The sequence below is a fragment of the Streptomyces sp. DSM 110735 genome (genome assembly GCF_016482685.1).
Lineage (GTDB): Bacteria > Actinomycetota > Actinomycetes > Streptomycetales > Streptomycetaceae > Streptomyces.
In genome coordinates, this window is record NZ_JACYHF010000019.1 from 97,389 (window position 1) to 112,388 (window position 15,000).

Annotated in this window: 13 protein-coding genes; 7 read left to right on the top strand and 6 right to left on the bottom strand. The window is 72.7% G+C overall.

What is annotated here, in order from left to right; genetic code table 11:
• Window positions 1–26: 26 nt before the first annotated feature.
• The 4 genes from IF655_RS24900 to IF655_RS24915 all read right to left on the bottom strand — a co-directional run bounded on the left by IF655_RS24900 (window position 27) and on the right by IF655_RS24915 (window position 5,116).
• Entirely contained in the window at window positions 27–1,850 is a 1,824-nt protein-coding gene (locus tag IF655_RS24900; protein ID WP_199587343.1) for a CHAT domain-containing protein, read from the bottom strand.
• Entirely contained in the window at window positions 1,847–2,251 is a 405-nt protein-coding gene (locus tag IF655_RS24905) for a hypothetical protein (RefSeq protein WP_199587344.1), read from the bottom strand. The genes IF655_RS24900 and IF655_RS24905 overlap by 4 nt, the downstream gene beginning before the upstream one ends.
• 71 nt (window positions 2,252–2,322) lie before the next feature.
• The gene (locus IF655_RS24910; RefSeq protein WP_199587345.1) at window positions 2,323–3,861 is read right to left on the bottom strand and encodes a hypothetical protein; all 1,539 of its coding nucleotides are present in this window, start codon (window positions 3,859–3,861) and stop codon (window positions 2,323–2,325) included.
• 208 nt (window positions 3,862–4,069) lie between these two features.
• Window positions 4,070–5,116 carry a Ku protein gene (locus IF655_RS24915; RefSeq protein ID WP_199587346.1) on the bottom strand — a complete coding sequence of 349 codons (1,047 nt, stop codon included), beginning with the start codon at window positions 5,114–5,116 and terminating at the stop codon, window positions 4,070–4,072.
• A gap of 65 nt (window positions 5,117–5,181) precedes the next feature.
• On the opposite strand from IF655_RS24915, the gene ligD reads away from it, so the two are divergent.
• Window positions 5,182–6,063, top strand: coding sequence for a non-homologous end-joining DNA ligase (ligD, locus tag IF655_RS24920; RefSeq protein ID WP_199587347.1), 882 nt, complete (start codon window positions 5,182–5,184; stop codon window positions 6,061–6,063).
• Between the two features lie 54 nt (window positions 6,064–6,117).
• Here ligD and IF655_RS24925 read toward each other — a convergent pair whose 3' ends face one another.
• Window positions 6,118–6,921 carry a nuclease-related domain-containing protein gene (locus IF655_RS24925; protein ID WP_199587348.1) on the bottom strand — a complete coding sequence of 268 codons (804 nt, stop codon included), beginning with the start codon at window positions 6,919–6,921 and terminating at the stop codon, window positions 6,118–6,120.
• 162 nt (window positions 6,922–7,083) lie between these two features.
• Between IF655_RS24925 and IF655_RS24930 the strand changes: the two genes are divergently transcribed.
• The 5 genes from IF655_RS24930 to IF655_RS24950 all read left to right on the top strand — a co-directional run bounded on the left by IF655_RS24930 (window position 7,084) and on the right by IF655_RS24950 (window position 12,634).
• On the top strand, window positions 7,084–7,836 hold the full coding sequence (locus tag IF655_RS24930; RefSeq protein WP_307815044.1) for a hypothetical protein: 753 nt from the start codon (window positions 7,084–7,086) through the stop codon (window positions 7,834–7,836).
• Complete coding sequence (locus tag IF655_RS24935; protein ID WP_199587349.1) at window positions 7,833–9,080, top strand: ATP-binding protein; 1,248 nt, start codon at window positions 7,833–7,835, stop codon at window positions 9,078–9,080. Before IF655_RS24930 ends, IF655_RS24935 begins: the two co-directional genes overlap by 4 nt.
• A 230-nt stretch (window positions 9,081–9,310) precedes the next feature.
• The gene (locus tag IF655_RS24940) at window positions 9,311–9,730 is read left to right on the top strand and encodes an SH3 domain-containing protein (protein ID WP_199587350.1); all 420 of its coding nucleotides are present in this window, start codon (window positions 9,311–9,313) and stop codon (window positions 9,728–9,730) included.
• A 49-nt stretch (window positions 9,731–9,779) separates the two neighbouring features.
• Window positions 9,780–11,141, top strand: a complete 1,362-nt coding sequence (locus tag IF655_RS24945; protein WP_199587351.1) for an FtsW/RodA/SpoVE family cell cycle protein — start codon at window positions 9,780–9,782, stop codon at window positions 11,139–11,141.
• A gap of 35 nt (window positions 11,142–11,176) precedes the next feature.
• Complete coding sequence (locus tag IF655_RS24950; RefSeq protein ID WP_199587359.1) at window positions 11,177–12,634, top strand: penicillin-binding transpeptidase domain-containing protein; 1,458 nt, start codon at window positions 11,177–11,179, stop codon at window positions 12,632–12,634.
• Between the two features lie 7 nt (window positions 12,635–12,641).
• On the opposite strand, the gene IF655_RS24955 is transcribed toward IF655_RS24950, so the two are convergent.
• Window positions 12,642–13,490, bottom strand: coding sequence for a collagen-like protein (locus tag IF655_RS24955; RefSeq protein WP_242488922.1), 849 nt, complete (start codon window positions 13,488–13,490; stop codon window positions 12,642–12,644).
• A 174-nt stretch (window positions 13,491–13,664) separates the two neighbouring features.
• On the opposite strand from IF655_RS24955, the gene IF655_RS24960 reads away from it, so the two are divergent.
• Window positions 13,665–14,603, top strand: a complete 939-nt coding sequence (locus IF655_RS24960; protein WP_199587353.1) for a diiron oxygenase — start codon at window positions 13,665–13,667, stop codon at window positions 14,601–14,603.
• The last annotated feature ends 397 nt before the right edge of the window (window positions 14,604–15,000 follow it).

Genomic DNA, 15,000 nt, shown 5'->3' on the forward strand with positions numbered 1-15,000 from the left:
ATCTCTCCGGCCGACGCCAGTCGGCCTCATGCGCCGAAACACGCAAACGAAGCCCACACCGAAGTCGCCACCCCGTCCGCATGTGCCCTCCCGATCGCCCGGCCCAATGCCCCCGTAGCGGATGAGCCGACCAGCCCGCGGTGCGTGTCCGTCATCAGGTCCACCGTCGCCGGAGTGTCCGGCACGGGCCACAGCGCGCCGATGACCGAACGTGCGCCCACCGCCAGCAAGGCTGCTGGGAAACCCAGTTGTTCGTCCGGAAGGTCTCCCGTGATGCTGGCCAGTTCACAGGCGGAGAGGACGACGGTGGCGCCGGGGCGGAGGTTGTCTTTCAGGATGGCGTTCAGGGGGAGGGGGCTGCCCAGGAGGAGGGCGGAGGACAGGGGGGCGTCGGAGCGGAGTTCGCCGTGGCAGGCCAGGTGGATGAGGGTGGCCTCGGACAGATGGGCGGCGATCTCGGCGGCGGGGGCGTCCTGTCCTGCGGGGGCTTTGCCGTTGGTCGTACGTAGGGTGTCGGTGCCTTCCCGGTCCTCCGGCTCACCCGCCGCTCGGAACAGCTTCGGCTCCACCCCGTGCACCGTCGCGATCGCCCGTGCTTCCGGCACTGTTCGTGGGATCGACTGGAAGCCCTCACCGTCGTACCAGGGGTCCGCCGCCACCAGGGTCTTGCCGTTCGGGGCTGGTTGCCAGCCCGCGGAGAGGAGAAGGGCGCGGGCGGAGGGGGCGAGGGTCAAGTCCAGGGTCGTACAGGCCGGAGTGTCGTCCACCAAAGCCGTGTAGAAGGGAAGCAGGGCTGCCTCGCCCAGGGGAATCAACGCGATCGGGATCGTGCGGAGTTCCGGCCATGCCGCCAGCAGCGGGGTCCAGAAGGCGGCCGTCACCTGGTCCAGGACTTCATGGATCAGGCGTGACAGGGCCTTTCGGCCGAGTTCGCCGCGAGCGGCTGCCGCGTAGGCGGTGCGTACGCGGTCGACCAAGGTGCGGACCGTGGGGAGGTCCAGTGCAGGGAGTTCGATGCTTTCGCATATCTCTCGGTCGCGGGGCGGGTAGTTGAGGCGTATGGCAGTGGCGCTGCGGGGTGCGGGGGCCACGTAGATCAGAGTGCGGCCGCTGGCCAGGGCGGCACGGGCGGAGGCGACCGCGTTGGGGGATGTGGCCAGTCTGGTGGTGCCGTCCGTCGTGTCGTACGTGGCGAGGTCGGCGAGGAAGCGCTCTCTCGTGGCTTCCTGCAATGAGGCGCCGGTACTCCTCGGTCTGACCGAAGACCGGCGGGCCGACCGCAGTTCTGCGGCGGCTGTCCGGCGCATCTCCGCCAGCTGGTGTCGCAGAGTGGACATGCCGCCCTCGGCGGTGAGGGTGGCCGCCGTCTCACGGTTGATCATGCGGTCCCCGAGGGTCAGGGAGGTGATGGCTTCGGCGGTCATGACGCCGGCGAGGGGAACGCCGCAGCGGTGGGCGACGTACGCGGAGCCGAGAGCCATGCCACGCATCTCGCGCAACAGAGGCGCGGGCATGGGTTCGTCACGTGCGCTGCTGACGGTGTCGAGGACGCAGCACGCGGTGGAAAAGGCAAGGGCGGACATCGTCGCGCGGGTCCAGTCCACGCCGGTGCCGAACTCGATGAAGAACGACAACCGCGCGGCCGAGAAAAGCGGGCCGGCCACCGCGGTGTGGCCCTTCACCACGTCGTCGAACAGCTTCAGTTGGAGGTCCCACACGTCGTCGCGGACGCTCTCCAGGCTCATGCGAGCCTGCATCGCGGCGTTGTAGCGGTCCTGGATGCTCTTGTACGCCTGCGCTGCCGCCCGATGCCGGTCGGCGGGTGAGGGCGAGCGGCCGAAGAGACTCATCCTCCGTTTTCCTGGCGGGAGTTGATCGCAGAGGTCACTAGCCGGGTGAGCAACTCGGCATCTACGTCGGCCGTTCCCCTGCGGGTGATCGCGACGGTGGTCTCGTCGCCGCCGACGCGGACGGTCAGGTTCACCACCGTCTCAGCGGGACTCACCGCCGTCCCGCGCCTGCCCGCCCAGCGCTTCACCTGTTCGACGAAGGAGGCGATGGCGTCCCGGCCGAGAAGCACGGTGACGAGATTGGCTCCCATGCCGAGCCCTTGGCCGGCCGTGGTGACGACGGCATGCGCGACGTCGGCCCATTGGTCGGCTCCCCGGAAGGAATCCAGTGAGTCGAAGTCGGCCTCGTCGAGGCACTGCCAGAGATCTTCAGGGACCTGGACGTACATCTGCGTACCCACCAGCGGACAGTAACAGCGGCTATCGACCGGATGAGGTGGTTCCGTCAATCCAAAGCTCCCGATCCGATGCGTCAGTCCGGCAGTTCGTGGAGGGTCTCCTCCGGTTCCTCGTTTGCCGCGTAGGGGTGTACGCGGCATTCCTCGGTGAAGGGGGTGAACCAGGATTCGGGGGATTCGGGGGTGGGGTGGGGGGTGGGGGTGTTCAGGGTGGTGGCGAAGTTTTCGAGGGCCTTGGCTACTTCGTCTGTCAGGAGGCCGTAGAGGTCGGCGGTGACCTCCGCCTGGGTGAGGAGGGAGCCCAGGAGGAGCTTCTCCGCTACGCAGGTCGGGGGGCCGAAGGGGGGTCGGGTCAGGCGGGACGTGAGCGTGATCGCCGTGACGGTGAGGCGGCGGGTGAAGAGGACCGTGTACGCGTCGGCCAGGTGTGGGGGGAGGTCGTCGAGGATCATGAAGGTGGCGTTGCTGCGGGCGACCGTGGGGCCGTCCTCCTCCAGGGCGGCCAGGTCGGTGAAGAGTTCGTCCACCAGGAGGTCGATCGCGTAGATCAGGGCGCCTGCGGCTATCTCCGCCGACTCCTTGCTCACCGTTCGGGTCGCTTCGCCGGTCGCCGCCCGAGCCCCCTCGCCGCTCGTCGCCTCGGCTGGTCCGCCGCACACCGGCCCGGCCGGCTCGGCACTTGCCACCGTGGTCTGCTCCGGGCGCCCCCACTCCACCGGCTCGGGGCTTGTGCCCGCGGTCTCCTCGGCGCCCATCACCCCGAGCAGTTCGTCGCTCCCCGTCCCGATGGGTTCACGGCTCCCGGCCGCCGTCTCCTCGCCGCCCATCACCCCGAGCAGTTCGTCGCTCCCCGTCCCGATGGGTTCACGGCTCCCGGCCGCGGTCTCCTCACCGCCCATCATCCCGACCGGCTCGCCGTTCCCCGTCCCGACCGGCTCGCCGTCTCCCGGCCCAGTCGGCCCGCCGCTTCGCGCCCCGGTCGGCTCCCGTCCACCCGCCTCGGACGCATCGCCACCCGTCACCCCCATCGGCGCCTCGCCACCCGCCGCCCCCGGCACCCCCACCCGCTCCTCCCCCGCGTAGCCGAACGCCGTCAGCGGGAACGACGTGAGGAGGGGGGCCAGTTCGCGGAGGCGTATGCGCATCGCGTCGGATTCCGAGGGGGCTGGGGTGCCGCCGGGGGGCGTCGCTCCGAGATCGCCTGCCGCGTGGCGGCGGGCTCGTTCCGCGGGGTCGGCGGGTGGGGCGTCGGGGCCGTCGGCGGCGTCCAGGCTTTCCTGGAGGAGTTCGGAGTTCAGTTCCACCGCGCAGCGGGTTATCTGCCAGTCGGCTAGGGGTTCGGAGGTGTCGAGGAGTTCGGTCACCACCTCGCGTGCCGCCTCCTCGGCGAATTCCAGGGCGGGCGCGTCCACGAAGAGTTTCAGGAGGGCGCCGCCGGGGTGGACGGCGATGAGGTCGTCCATCAGGTCGACCTCCATGCCGTCCGGTCCCTCGATGGCCTCCAGGGAGTCGAAGCCCTTGCGCAGCAGGAAGAGGACGCCCTCCCGTTGCAGCGCGTCCAGGTCCGGCGTGCCCTCGGGCGGCGTCATCGTCACGGTCACCACGTATGTCACACGTTCATCGTGCATGAGGGGAGCCAGGGAGGTAGCGGAATCGGGGGGAGTCCGCCCGGGGGGAGTCCGTCCGGGGGGAGTCCGTCCGGGCTGAGTCCGCCGGGAAGAGAGAGGTCACGTCGCCCGTCACCGCACAGCGCCATGTCACCGCCCGCCGGTCAGTCACGGCACGCCTCCCCCTCGCCGCAATCCCCGCCGCACCACCCCCTCACGCCGACCGCTTCCGCGCCCCCGCCTTCTTCGCAGGCGTCTTCTTCGCCGCAGCCTTCTTCCCCGCCCCCGTGCTCTTCGTCGCCCCCCGTTTCCCAGACGGTTCCGCCGACTTGGAGGTGGACTTGCGGGCCGCCGCCGTCTTCTTCGCCGGAGGCTTCTTCGCACCGGCGGCGGACGCCGTCGACTTCTTGCCGCCCGTCTCCTTCGGGGTGCCGCGTCCGCGCGGGAGGGTGCGGACCTCGGCGTCCTCGCCCGGTTCCCCGGCGCCCCGCGACTCCCGCGCCTCGCGCACGCTCTTCTCCAGTGCCGCCATCAGGTCGAGGACCTTGCCGCCGGTGGCGGGGGCGGGAGCCTCGGGCGGGGCCTCACCGGCCGCCTTGGCCGCGATGACCTCTTCGAGCGCCTCGCGGTACTCGTCGTGCAGGTCGTCCAGGTCGACCTCGCCGAGGGTGTCCATCAGGGCGTCCGCGAGGTCGAGTTCCTTGTCGCGGACGGTGACGTCCACGTCGGGGGCCACGCCCTCGGGCGCGCGCACCTCGTCGGGCCACAGCAGACCGTGCATGACGATGACGTCGCCCACGACGCGCAGCATCCCGAGCCGTTCGCGGCCGCGCAGGGCGAACTTGGCGACGGCGACCTTGTTGCTGCGCTTGAGCGCCTCGCGCAGCAGGGTGTACGGCTTGGCGGCGGAGGCTCCGGCGGCGGCGAGGTAGTACGCGGCGTCCATCTGGAGCGGGTCGATGCGGTCGGCGGGGACGAAGGCGACGATGTCGATGGTGCGGGCGGTGGGCAGCGGCAGATGGGAGAGGTCGTCCTCGGTGATCGGGATCATCTCGCCGTCCGGCGCCTCGTACGCCTTGCCGATCTCCGCCTGCTCGACCTCGCGCCCCTCCAGCTCGCACACCTTGCGGTAGCGGATGCGGCCGTTGTCCTCGGTGTGGACCTGGCGGAAGGAGACCGCGTGGCTCTCGGTAGCGTTCACGACCTTGATCGGGATGCTGACCAGGCCGAACGAGATCGCGCCGTTCCATATGGATCGCACGTGCAGCGCCCCTTCCGTACGGTTCCGATGTGTCCCCTTCGCCCCATTTCTGGGATTGTCATCCTATGACGCCAGTGACGGAGGTGGCGGGGCGGCGGGTCACGCTCAGCAACCTGGACAAGGTGCTGTACCCGGACAGCGGTTTCACCAAGGGCGAGCTGCTGCACTACTACGCCACCACCGCGGACGTCCTGCTGCCGCATCTGCGCGACCGCGCGGTCTCCTTCCTGCGCTACCCCGACGGCCCCGGCGGCCAGGTCTTCTTCACCAAGAACGTGCCGCCCGGTACGCCCGACTGGGTCACGACCGCCGAGGTGCCCCGCTCCGAGGGTCCCGCCCGGATGGTGGTCGTGCAGGACCTCCCCTCGCTGGTCTGGGCGGCGAACCTGGTCGCCGAGTTCCACACCCACCAGTGGCTGGTCCAGGCACCCGACGCCGCCGACCGGCTCGTGTTCGACCTCGATCCCGGGGCGCCCGCGACCGTCGTCCACTGCTGCGAGGTCGCCCTGTGGCTGCGTGAACGGCTCGCCGCCGACGGCATCGGGGCGTACGCCAAGACCGCCGGGTCGAAGGGGCTCCATCTGCTGGCCGCCGTGCGCGGGGCGTCGCCCGAGGCGACGAGCGAGTACGCCAAGGCGCTCGCGGTGGAGGCGGAGGAGGCGCTGCCGGGGCTCGTCACCCACCGCATGACCAAGAGCCTCAGACCCGGCAAGGTCTTCGTGGACTGGAGCCAGAACGCCGCCCGCAAGACCACCGCCACCCCGTACACCCTGCGCGCCCGCCACGCCCCGCTCGTCTCCGCGCCCCTCACCTGGGACGAGGTCGAGGCGTGCCGCGTCCCGGCGGACCTGGAGTTCCTGGCCGACGACATCGCGCCCCGGGTCGAGGAACACGGCGACCTGATGGCGGGACTCCTGGACCCGGAGCGAGCCGCGGAACTGCCGTAAGCAGAGCTGCGACAACCCGAGCCGCCCCAACCCGAGCCGCCGCGAACAGCCGTACTACAGCCCCCGCCACGTCCTCCGGTCCCGCGCCATCGCGTGCAACGCCTCCACGTCCCCCGGCTTCAGCAGCCCGCCCAGTCGCGCGAGCCCCGCCAGCTCCTCCTCCCGCAGGATCCGTACCGTCCGGGGCACCGCCGTGATCAGCACCTCGGCAGGTCCCGCGACGGCGAGGACCGGGCGGACCTCCGCCGTCAGGGCGTACGCCGCCCGGTCGGCGTCCGCGCGCAGCCGCCGGAGCAGCGGCTCGGGGGCGCGGCGGCCCACGGCGACCATCGGGTCGGCGACCAGGACCCGCTGTCTGCGGGCGTACAGCGCGCGGACGGCGAAGAGTCCCGCGGGACCGATGAGCAGGTGGTGGACGCGGTCGCCGCCGGGGAGCGGTATCGAGTGCAGGGTGTGCCAGCCCGCGCCTTCGAGCGCGTCCAGGGCGGCGCCCACCGTCTCCTCGGCCAGCAGGGCGCGCCGGCGCGGGTCGGGGCGGAGCCGGTGGGCGGGGGCGGGCTCGCGGTCGAGGGCGACGAGCAGTGCCTCGCCGGGGCGGTTGGGAGCGAGGTCGTCGTCGGGGTGGAGGGTGAGGCGGGCGAGTTCGGCGGGGGTGGGTGCCGGGGGCGGTCCCACGGTGACGGGACCGGTGAGGAAGGGGCGCAGGGCGGCGAGCACGTCCTGCCGGGAGTCCTCGGCGAGGAGGCTGATCCGGGCGGTCTCGCGGTCGTACCAGGCGACGTTGTTCCCGTCCGTGCCGCGGACGTACAGCCGTTCGCGGCCGCGGAGCCGGGTCGGCACCACGCGCAGTCCGCTCATGCGCCATCACCCCTCGACCATGGGACCAGGCGGGAGCACCCCGTGCAAGAAGTCGCGCCCGGGGAACGGTCCCCTTGGCCGCACAGCCAGCCGCACAGCCAGCCGCACAGCCGCCCCGCGTAAGGTGGACGGACCCCGTTCACCCGGCAGCACAGGAGTTTCGTGTCCGACCGTCGTCGCAGGTCCGCGCGGGGTGTCCGCGCCGTGGGACTCGTCGCGGTGCTGGCGGCGGGGCTCGGCGGATGCGGGGATTCCGGGGGGCTGCTCGCGGACGGGCCCGCCTCGGTCGCGGTCGGTCCGGCGACGCTGTGGCCGGATCTGCGGCCCGCGTCGAGCCCGGCGTATCCGTACGACGTGGCCAGCCGGGAGACGGTCGAGGGGATACGGGTGCCGGGGGGCGGGATACGCGCGGTCGACCCGGTCGCGGTCGTGACGGCGGAACTTGCCGCGCACCCCGACGACTACGGCTCGAAGGGGGCGTACCACGCGACGGTGGACCGGATGAAGGACTGCGCGGACGGTACCCGGAACCCCAAGTGCCCCTTGCTGAAAGCCTATTACCGGGACCTGACCGGGGACGGACGCGTCGATCTCACCCTCGGTTTCCGCCTCCGGCCGACCAATCAGACGGCGGTACGGGTCTACACGGTCGAGGGGCACGCGCTCGTGCGGGTGCTGTCCGACAACGACGCGATCACCGGGGTGGAGCTGGCCGGGCGCTCGGTGATCGTGCGCTCCCCGGCGGAGATCTCGGGGTACGAGTACCGGACCACGTGGGCGTGGGACGCGGAGCAGCGGGCGATGGTGTTCACGCGGGACGAGTTCCTGCGCACGGGCGGCGGTACGGCGGCTCCGGGTCCGTCCGCCTCGCCCCCGCCGGGACCGAACCCGAACACTCCCCCGGGCGCGCCGTGAGGCGTCCGCTCCCCCGCTGGGCGGGGACGCTCGCCGCCAAGGCCGCCGCGTTCATCACGGTGATGTGCTGTGCGCTGGCGGCGCTGCTCGGGGTCCTGGTGCACGTCTCGGTGACGGATCAGACGGTGGGGCAGGCGCGCGGTCAGGCGCTGGACCGCCTGGACGAGGCGGTGCGCGCCTACCGGGCCGGGGACGCGCTGCCGCCGGGCGCCGGGCTCGACCCGGTCGCGCTGCCCGCGCCGCTGCGGGAGCTGGCGGTGTCCGGGGAGCGGGGCACGATGGTGGCGGAGTACCAGGGGCGCCCCACGATGTGGGCGGCGGCGCCCGCCGACGGCGGGCGGGCGATCGCGGTGGAGGTCGACCACTCGCAGCAGGCGCGGACCATCGCGGGGCTGGACCGGTCGATCCTGTGGTCCTCGGCGCTGGCCATAGGCGCGACGGCGCTGGTCGGGGCGTTCGCGGTGACCCGGGTGACCCGGCGGCTGCACACGACCGCGCGGGTGGCCCGGCGGATCAGCGCGGGCGACCTGGACGCGCGGGTGGACGATCCCCGCACGCGGGACCCGGCGCGGCAGCGGGACGAGGTGGCGGCGGTCGCCGCCGCGCTGGACTCGATGGCGGCGAGCCTGCAGGGCAAGCTGCTGAGCGAGCAGCGGTTCACCGCCGACGTGGCGCACGAGCTGCGCACCCCGCTGACCGGGCTGCACGCGGCGGCCGAGCTGCTGCCGCCGGGGCGCCCGACGGAGCTGGTGCGGGACCGGGTGGCAGCGCTGCGCACGCTGACCGAGGACCTGCTGGAGATCTCCCGGCTGGACAGCGGGCGCGAGCGCCTTGAGGCGGACACCGAGGAACTGGGCGCGCTGGTACGGCGCGTGGTGCGGGCTTCCGGGACGGACACCGAGGTGACGGTCGTCCGGGACGCGCGGGTGGAGACCGACCGGCGGCGCCTGGAGCGGGTGCTGGGCAATCTGGTCGCCAACGCGCACCGGCACGGGCGGACGCCGGTGCTGCTGACGGTGGACGGGCCCGTGGTGACGGTCCGGGACCACGGGGACGGCTATCCGGCGTATCTGGTGGAGCACGGTCCGCAGCGCTTCCGCACCGAGGGCGGCGCGAAGGGGCACGGTCTGGGGCTGACCATCGCGCGGGGTCAGGCGGAGGTGCTGGGCGCCCGGCTGACGTTCGCGAACGCGGCGGACGGGGGCGCGGTGGCGACGCTGCGGCTGGCGGCGGACGGCGAGTAGCCGGGGGCACGGAACACGCACCGCACACGCACCGCACCCGCACCCGCACCCGCACCCGCACCCGCACCCGCACGGAACACCTACGGCACACGTACGGCCGAGCGCGCGTCCGCCCCGCGCCCGGCACCCCCGAAAGGACGCCTCCCCGATGGCCCACTGCGGCGCGCAGCCGCCGGGGGGCGCTCCTAATGTGGCGATTAGTCAGTTGCACCCGCCTCCGGAGGTGTTCCATGTCCCTGCGTTCCGCCCTCACCCGCGGTGTCGCCCTGGCGGCGGCGACGGGCGCCCTGCTCGCCGGTGCCGCGGCCGTCCCGGCCGGTGCCGACGACGGCAAGGGCAACGGCACGTCCGTCGCCGCGCCGCCGAACGGCGGGCCCAGTGGTCCGGGCGGCGGACGGGGCGACCGCGACCCGCGCCGCTACCAGGGCGTCGTCACGGCGCAGGACGGTCTGTGGCTGCACGACCGCCCCGACCGGAGCACCCGCAAGGTCCGCTTCGCGGAGCACGGCGCGAAGGTCTCCATCTACTGCAAGGTCAAGGGCTCCGCGGTGGGCGGCAACCCGCTGTGGTACCTGCTCACGGACGGCACCTGGGCGTGGGGCTCCGCGCGGTACATCGCCAACGTCGGAGCCGCGCCACGCTGGTGCTGACCTCCCGACAGAGACGGCGTATAACCTCACTTATGTGTAGGTTCCGGACATGACCAAGGCCGGAATCGCGGTGTCCGCCTCACGGACACCGGCTTCCGCCGTGCCGCTCGCCCGGCGGCGCGGCATCGAACTCGCCCTGCTGGTGCTGGCCGTGCCGCTGTGCGTGTACGGCTACTGCGCGGTGGGTCTCGCGCGCACCGGCGCCGTACCGCCCGGCGTGCTCGGCTACGGCGCCGGGCTCGGCGGGCTCGCCCTGGCCGCGCATCTGGCGGTGCGGCTGCGGGCGCCGTACGCCGATCCGCTGCCGCTGCCCATCGCGGTGCTGCTCAACGGGCTCGGTCTGGTGCTGATCTACCGGCTCGACCTCCAGACGCCGGGCGACCGGGCGGCACCGGCCCAGTTGGTGTGGTCCACGCTCGGGGTGGCGCTGTTCATCGGGGTGGTCCTGCTGCTGCGCGACCACCGGGTGCTCCAGCGCTACTCCTACGTCTGTGTCGCCGCCGCCCTGGTGCTGCTGCTCGCCCCGATCCTGTTCCCGGCGGTCAACGGCGCCCGGATCTGGATCAGGTTCGCGGGGTTCTCCATCCAGCCGGGCGAGTTCGCCAAGGTGCTGCTCGCGGTGTTCTTCGCCGCCTATCTGGCCGCCAACCGCAACGCGCTGGCGTACACCGGGCGGCGGCTGTGGCGGGTGCAGTTGCCGACGGGGCGGGTGCTCGGTCCGATCGTGACGATCTGGCTGGTGAGCGTCGGGGTGCTGGTCCTGGAGCGGGACCTGGGCACCTCGCTGCTGTTCTTCGGGCTGTTCGTGGTGCTCCTGTACGTCGCGACCGGGCGCACCGGCTGGATCGCGGTCGGGCTGCTGCTCGCGGTGCTCGGCGCGATGGCGGTCGGCAGCCTGGAGCCGCACGTGGGCGGCCGGATCGAGGACTGGCTGCACCCGTTCGCCACCATCGAGGCGGGCGAGGGTCCCAACCAGCTCGCCCAGTCGCTGTTCGCCTTCGCGGCGGGCGGGATGCTCGGCACCGGGCTCGGACTCGGGCACTCCCCGCTGATCGGGTTCGCCACCAAGTCGGACTTCATCCTGGCGACGGCAGGGGAGGAGCTGGGTCTGGCGGGACTCGCCGCGCTCTTCCTGCTCTACGCGCTGCTGGTGGAGCGCGGCTACCGGGCGGGGCTTGCGCTGCGCGAGCCGTTCGGGCGGCTCCTCGCGGTGGGGCTCGCCTCGATCGTGGCGCTCCAGGTGTTCGTGATCGCGGGCGGGGTGACCGGGCTGATCCCGCTGACCGGCATGGCGATGCCGTTCCTCGCGCAGGGCGGCTCCTCGGTCGTCACCAACTGGGCCATCGTGGCGCTGCTGATCCGGATCAGCGACTCCGCCCGCAGCCAGTACGACGGCAAGGAGGCGCCGTGAGCCAGGACGGGCGGGAGTACGGCGGCGGGCTGCCGATGGCCAAGTACATCCGGCGCGCCTCGGCGCTGTGCGGGCTGCTGCTCGCGGCGCTGCTGGCCAACGCGGCCCGGGTGCAGGTCGTCCAGGCGGGTTCGTACAACGACAACCCGGCCAACCGGCGCGCCTCCATCGCCCGCTACCAGCAGCCGCGCGGCGACATCCTGGTGGGCGGCGTACCGGTGACCGGCTCGGCGGACACCGGGGAGCAGTTGCGCTACGAACGCACCTACCGGGACGGTCCGTTGTACGCCCCGGTGACCGGTTTCGCCTCGCAGTTGTACGGCAGCACGTTCCTGGAGCACTCCGAGGACGCGCTGCTCTCGGGCACCGATCCGGCGCTGTCGTCGTTCACGCTGTGGCGGGACGTGGCCCGCAAGCCCGCTCCCGGCGGTGATGTCGTCACCACGCTGGACGAGAAGGCGCAGCAGGCGGCGTACCGGGGTCTCGCCGGGCGCAAGGGCGCGGTGGCGGCGATCGATCCGACGACCGGGCGGGTGCTGGCGCTGGTGTCGACCCCGTCGTACGACCCGGCGGAGCTGTCGGGCAACGGCAAGGCGGTGTCGGCGGCGTGGGCGCGGCTGAACGCCGATCCGGACAAGCCGATGCTCAACCGGGCGGTGCGGCAGACCTATCCGCCGGGCTCGACGTTCAAGGTGGTCACGGCGGCGGCGGCGCTGGACGCGGGGGTGATCACGGATGTGGACAAGCCGACGGACTCCCCCGATCCGTACCGGCTGCCGGGCACCACGACCCGGCTGACCAACGAGATCGACGGCTGCCGGGACGCCTCGCTGCGGCAGGCGTTCGCGTGGTCCTGCAACACCGTCTTCGCCAAGCTGGGCGTGGACGTGGGGCTGAAGGACATGGCGGCGACGGCGGGGGCGTTCGGCTTCAACGACACCGGTCTGCGCATCCCGTTCGCGGTGTCGCAGTCCACCTTCGACACGGTGGTGGACCGGGCGCAGCTCGCGCTGTCCTCGATCGGGCAGTACAACACGCGGGCCACCCCGCTGCAGATGGCGATGGTCGCGGCGGCGGTGGCCAACGGCGGTCAGACGCGGGCGCCGTATCTGGTGGAGCGCACCACCCGGCCGGGCGGCGAGACGGTGCGGGGCGCGGACACGCGTCCGCTGATCCAGGTGATGCGCCCCTCCACGGCGGTCCTGCTGCGCGAGCTGATGACGGACGCCGTGGAGCGGGGCACCGGCGGCAACGGCGCGATCCCGGGCGCCACGGTCGGCGGCAAGACCGGCACCGCGCAGCACGGCGTGGACAACTCCGGTGTGCCGTACGCCTGGTTCGTCTCCTGGGCGCAGGGCGACCGCGCCGCGCAGCCCGAGGTCGCGGTGGCGGTGGTGGTGGAGGACGCCGCCGCCGACCGGGGCGAGGTCAGCGGCGGCGGCGACGCGGCGCCGATCGCCCGCGAGGTGATGCGGGCGGTGCTGGGACGGTGACGGCGGTTCAGCCCACCGGCCGGAGCATCTCGGAGCGGACCTTCAGGGTGTCGCGGGCGGCGGCGTCGAGGTCCACGTCGGCGGGGTCGGACGCGGCGAGGCTCACGGCGGCGACATCGGCGCCGGTGTTGCCATCCGCCCAGGCGCACACGGGGTAGACCAGCTCGACCGTCCCCGCCTTCTGCTTCAGCACCTCGCAGCTCACGGTGGTGTCCGCGCCGGACGGGGTGACGTCCCGGGCGGGTACGGCGACGGTCACGCCCTGTGCCTCGGTGGCGCCGTGGAGCATGTTGCGCCGGACCTCGGGGGCGTGGGTGAAGCGGCCGTACAGACCGGAGACCAGCAGGACGCCCTTGGTGCTGTCGCCGCCCTGGTCGTACTGGCCGACGACCGCGTGGATGCCCTTGACGTCCCAGGCGCCGTCCGCCTCGTCCTCTATCTTCTTGCCCTCGGTGCCGGAGAGGTCCTGGGCCAGCTCGTACTTGTCGTCCAGCAGGCGCTGAGGCAGCGCCAGCTTGTGCTTCGCCTCGGGGAGTCCGCTGTCGACCGCCGCCTTGCCGATCATCACCAGTCCGACGACCGCGATGACGCCGAGCGCGAGGACACCGCCGACGATGCCGAGGATCAGCCCGGTCCGCCGCTTCGGGGGCGGGGGCGGAGCGCCCCAGGCGGGGTACGGCTGCGGGGCTCCCGGGGGCGACTGCTGGCCGTACGGCGCCGCGTACGGGCCGGGGTTGCCGTAGGGACCGGGGGCACCCTGGGGACCGGGAGCGCCGTAGGGACCGGGAGCGCCCTGGGGACCGGGAGCGCCGTACGGGGGCTGGGACGGCGGCTGGGACGGGGGCTGCGGAGGCATGGACACGCCAGCACGGTACTCCATTCGGACATCCCGGCCGTACGCCCCGAGATGCCGCCAAGGCGCCCGACGCTCCGTCAACAAGTCCCGCACGGGGGATTGACGGTCTTGCTGACACGCAGTCTCATAAGAGGCGGACGACGACGTACCCCCGGGTGACGAGGTGAGTGAGCCATGACGACCGTGACCGAAGCGGACGCGCTCGAAGGGCTGCGCGACGCGCTGGGCCTGCTCAAGGACCGCGAGGAGGTGGCCGAGCGGCTGCTCGTCTCCTCCGCGAAGCACTCCTTCGACCCCGACAAGGAGCTGGACTGGGACGCGCCCTTCGAGGAGGGCAAGTGGTTCTGGCCGCCGGAGCTGGTCTCGCTCTACGGCACGCCGCTGTGGGAGCGGATGAGCGAGGAGCAGCGCATCGACCTCTCCCGCCACGAGGCCGCGGCGCTCGCCTCGCTGGGCATCTGGTTCGAGCTGATCCTCATGCAGTTGCTGGTCCGGCACATCTACGACAAGGCGGCGACGAGCGCGCACGTGCGGTACGCGCTCACCGAGATCGAGGACGAGTGCCGTCACTCGAAGATGTTCGCGCGGCTGATCTCGCGCGGGGAGACGCCCTGGTACCCCGTCAGCCGGGCCCACCAGAACCTCGGGCGGCTGTTCAAGACCATCTCCACGACCCCGGGTTCCTTCACGGCGACCCTGCTCGGCGAGGAGGTCCTGGACTGGATGCAGCGGCTGACCTTCCCGGACGAGCGGGTCCAGCCGCTGATCCGGGGCGTCACGCGCATCCACGTGGTGGAGGAGGCGCGGCATGTGCGGTACGCCCGCGAGGAGTTGCGGCGCCAGATGGTGACCGCGCCGAAGTGGTCCCAGGAGTTCACCCGCGTCACCTCCGGCGAGTTCGCGCGGATCTTCTCCGTCGCCTTCGTCAACCCCGACGTCTACGCCAACGTCGGGCTCGACAAGCGCGAGGCGATGGCCCAGGTCAAGGCGAGCGCCCACCGCCGCGAGATCATGCAGACCGGCGCGAAGCGCCTGACCGACTTCCTGGACGAGATCGGCGTACTGCGCGGCACGGGCCGACGCCTGTGGAAGTCGTCGGGACTGCTGGCGTAGGGGGCGGACCGGGGACACCGTCACCGGACGGACCGGGGACACCGTCACCGGGCGGACCGGGGACGCTGTCACCGGGCGGGGTGGAACCGCCACGACCGGGCAGCCGGGGACGCTGTCACCGGGCAGAGCGGAACCGCCACGACCGGGCGCGACGGAGCAACGTCACCAGGAGCGCCGCGCCCGGGACGGCCGGACCGCCGTAGCCGGTCACGCCGGGGACACCGTGGCCAGGCACGCCTGAGCCGTCGCCACCGGACCCGCCGGGAGGCACCGTGCCCGGCCGCCACGGCCGGACGGACCGTGGCGGGCGCAGCCGTCGCCACCGGGCACCGGGCACCGGGCACCGGGCACCGGGCACCGGGCACCGGGCACCGGGCACCGGGCACCGGGCACCGGG

Excerpts from the sequence above, each read along its gene's own strand:
- IF655_RS24900 (WP_199587343.1), bottom strand. The coding sequence starts at position 1,850 with ATGAGTCTCTTCGGCCGCTCGCCCTCACCCGCCGACCGGCATCGGGCG.
- ligD (WP_199587347.1), top strand. The coding sequence starts at position 5,182 with ATGACGCCAGTGACGGAGGTGGCGGGGCGGCGGGTCACGCTCAGCAAC.
- IF655_RS24925 (WP_199587348.1), bottom strand. The coding sequence starts at position 6,921 with ATGAGCGGACTGCGCGTGGTGCCGACCCGGCTCCGCGGCCGCGAACGG.
- IF655_RS24940 (WP_199587350.1), top strand. The coding sequence starts at position 9,311 with ATGTCCCTGCGTTCCGCCCTCACCCGCGGTGTCGCCCTGGCGGCGGCG.
- IF655_RS24945 (WP_199587351.1), top strand. The coding sequence starts at position 9,780 with ATGACCAAGGCCGGAATCGCGGTGTCCGCCTCACGGACACCGGCTTCC.
- IF655_RS24950 (WP_199587359.1), top strand. The coding sequence starts at position 11,177 with ATGGCCAAGTACATCCGGCGCGCCTCGGCGCTGTGCGGGCTGCTGCTC.
- IF655_RS24955 (WP_242488922.1), bottom strand. The coding sequence starts at position 13,490 with ATGCCTCCGCAGCCCCCGTCCCAGCCGCCGTCCCAGCCCCCGTACGGC.
- IF655_RS24960 (WP_199587353.1), top strand. The coding sequence starts at position 13,665 with ATGACGACCGTGACCGAAGCGGACGCGCTCGAAGGGCTGCGCGACGCG.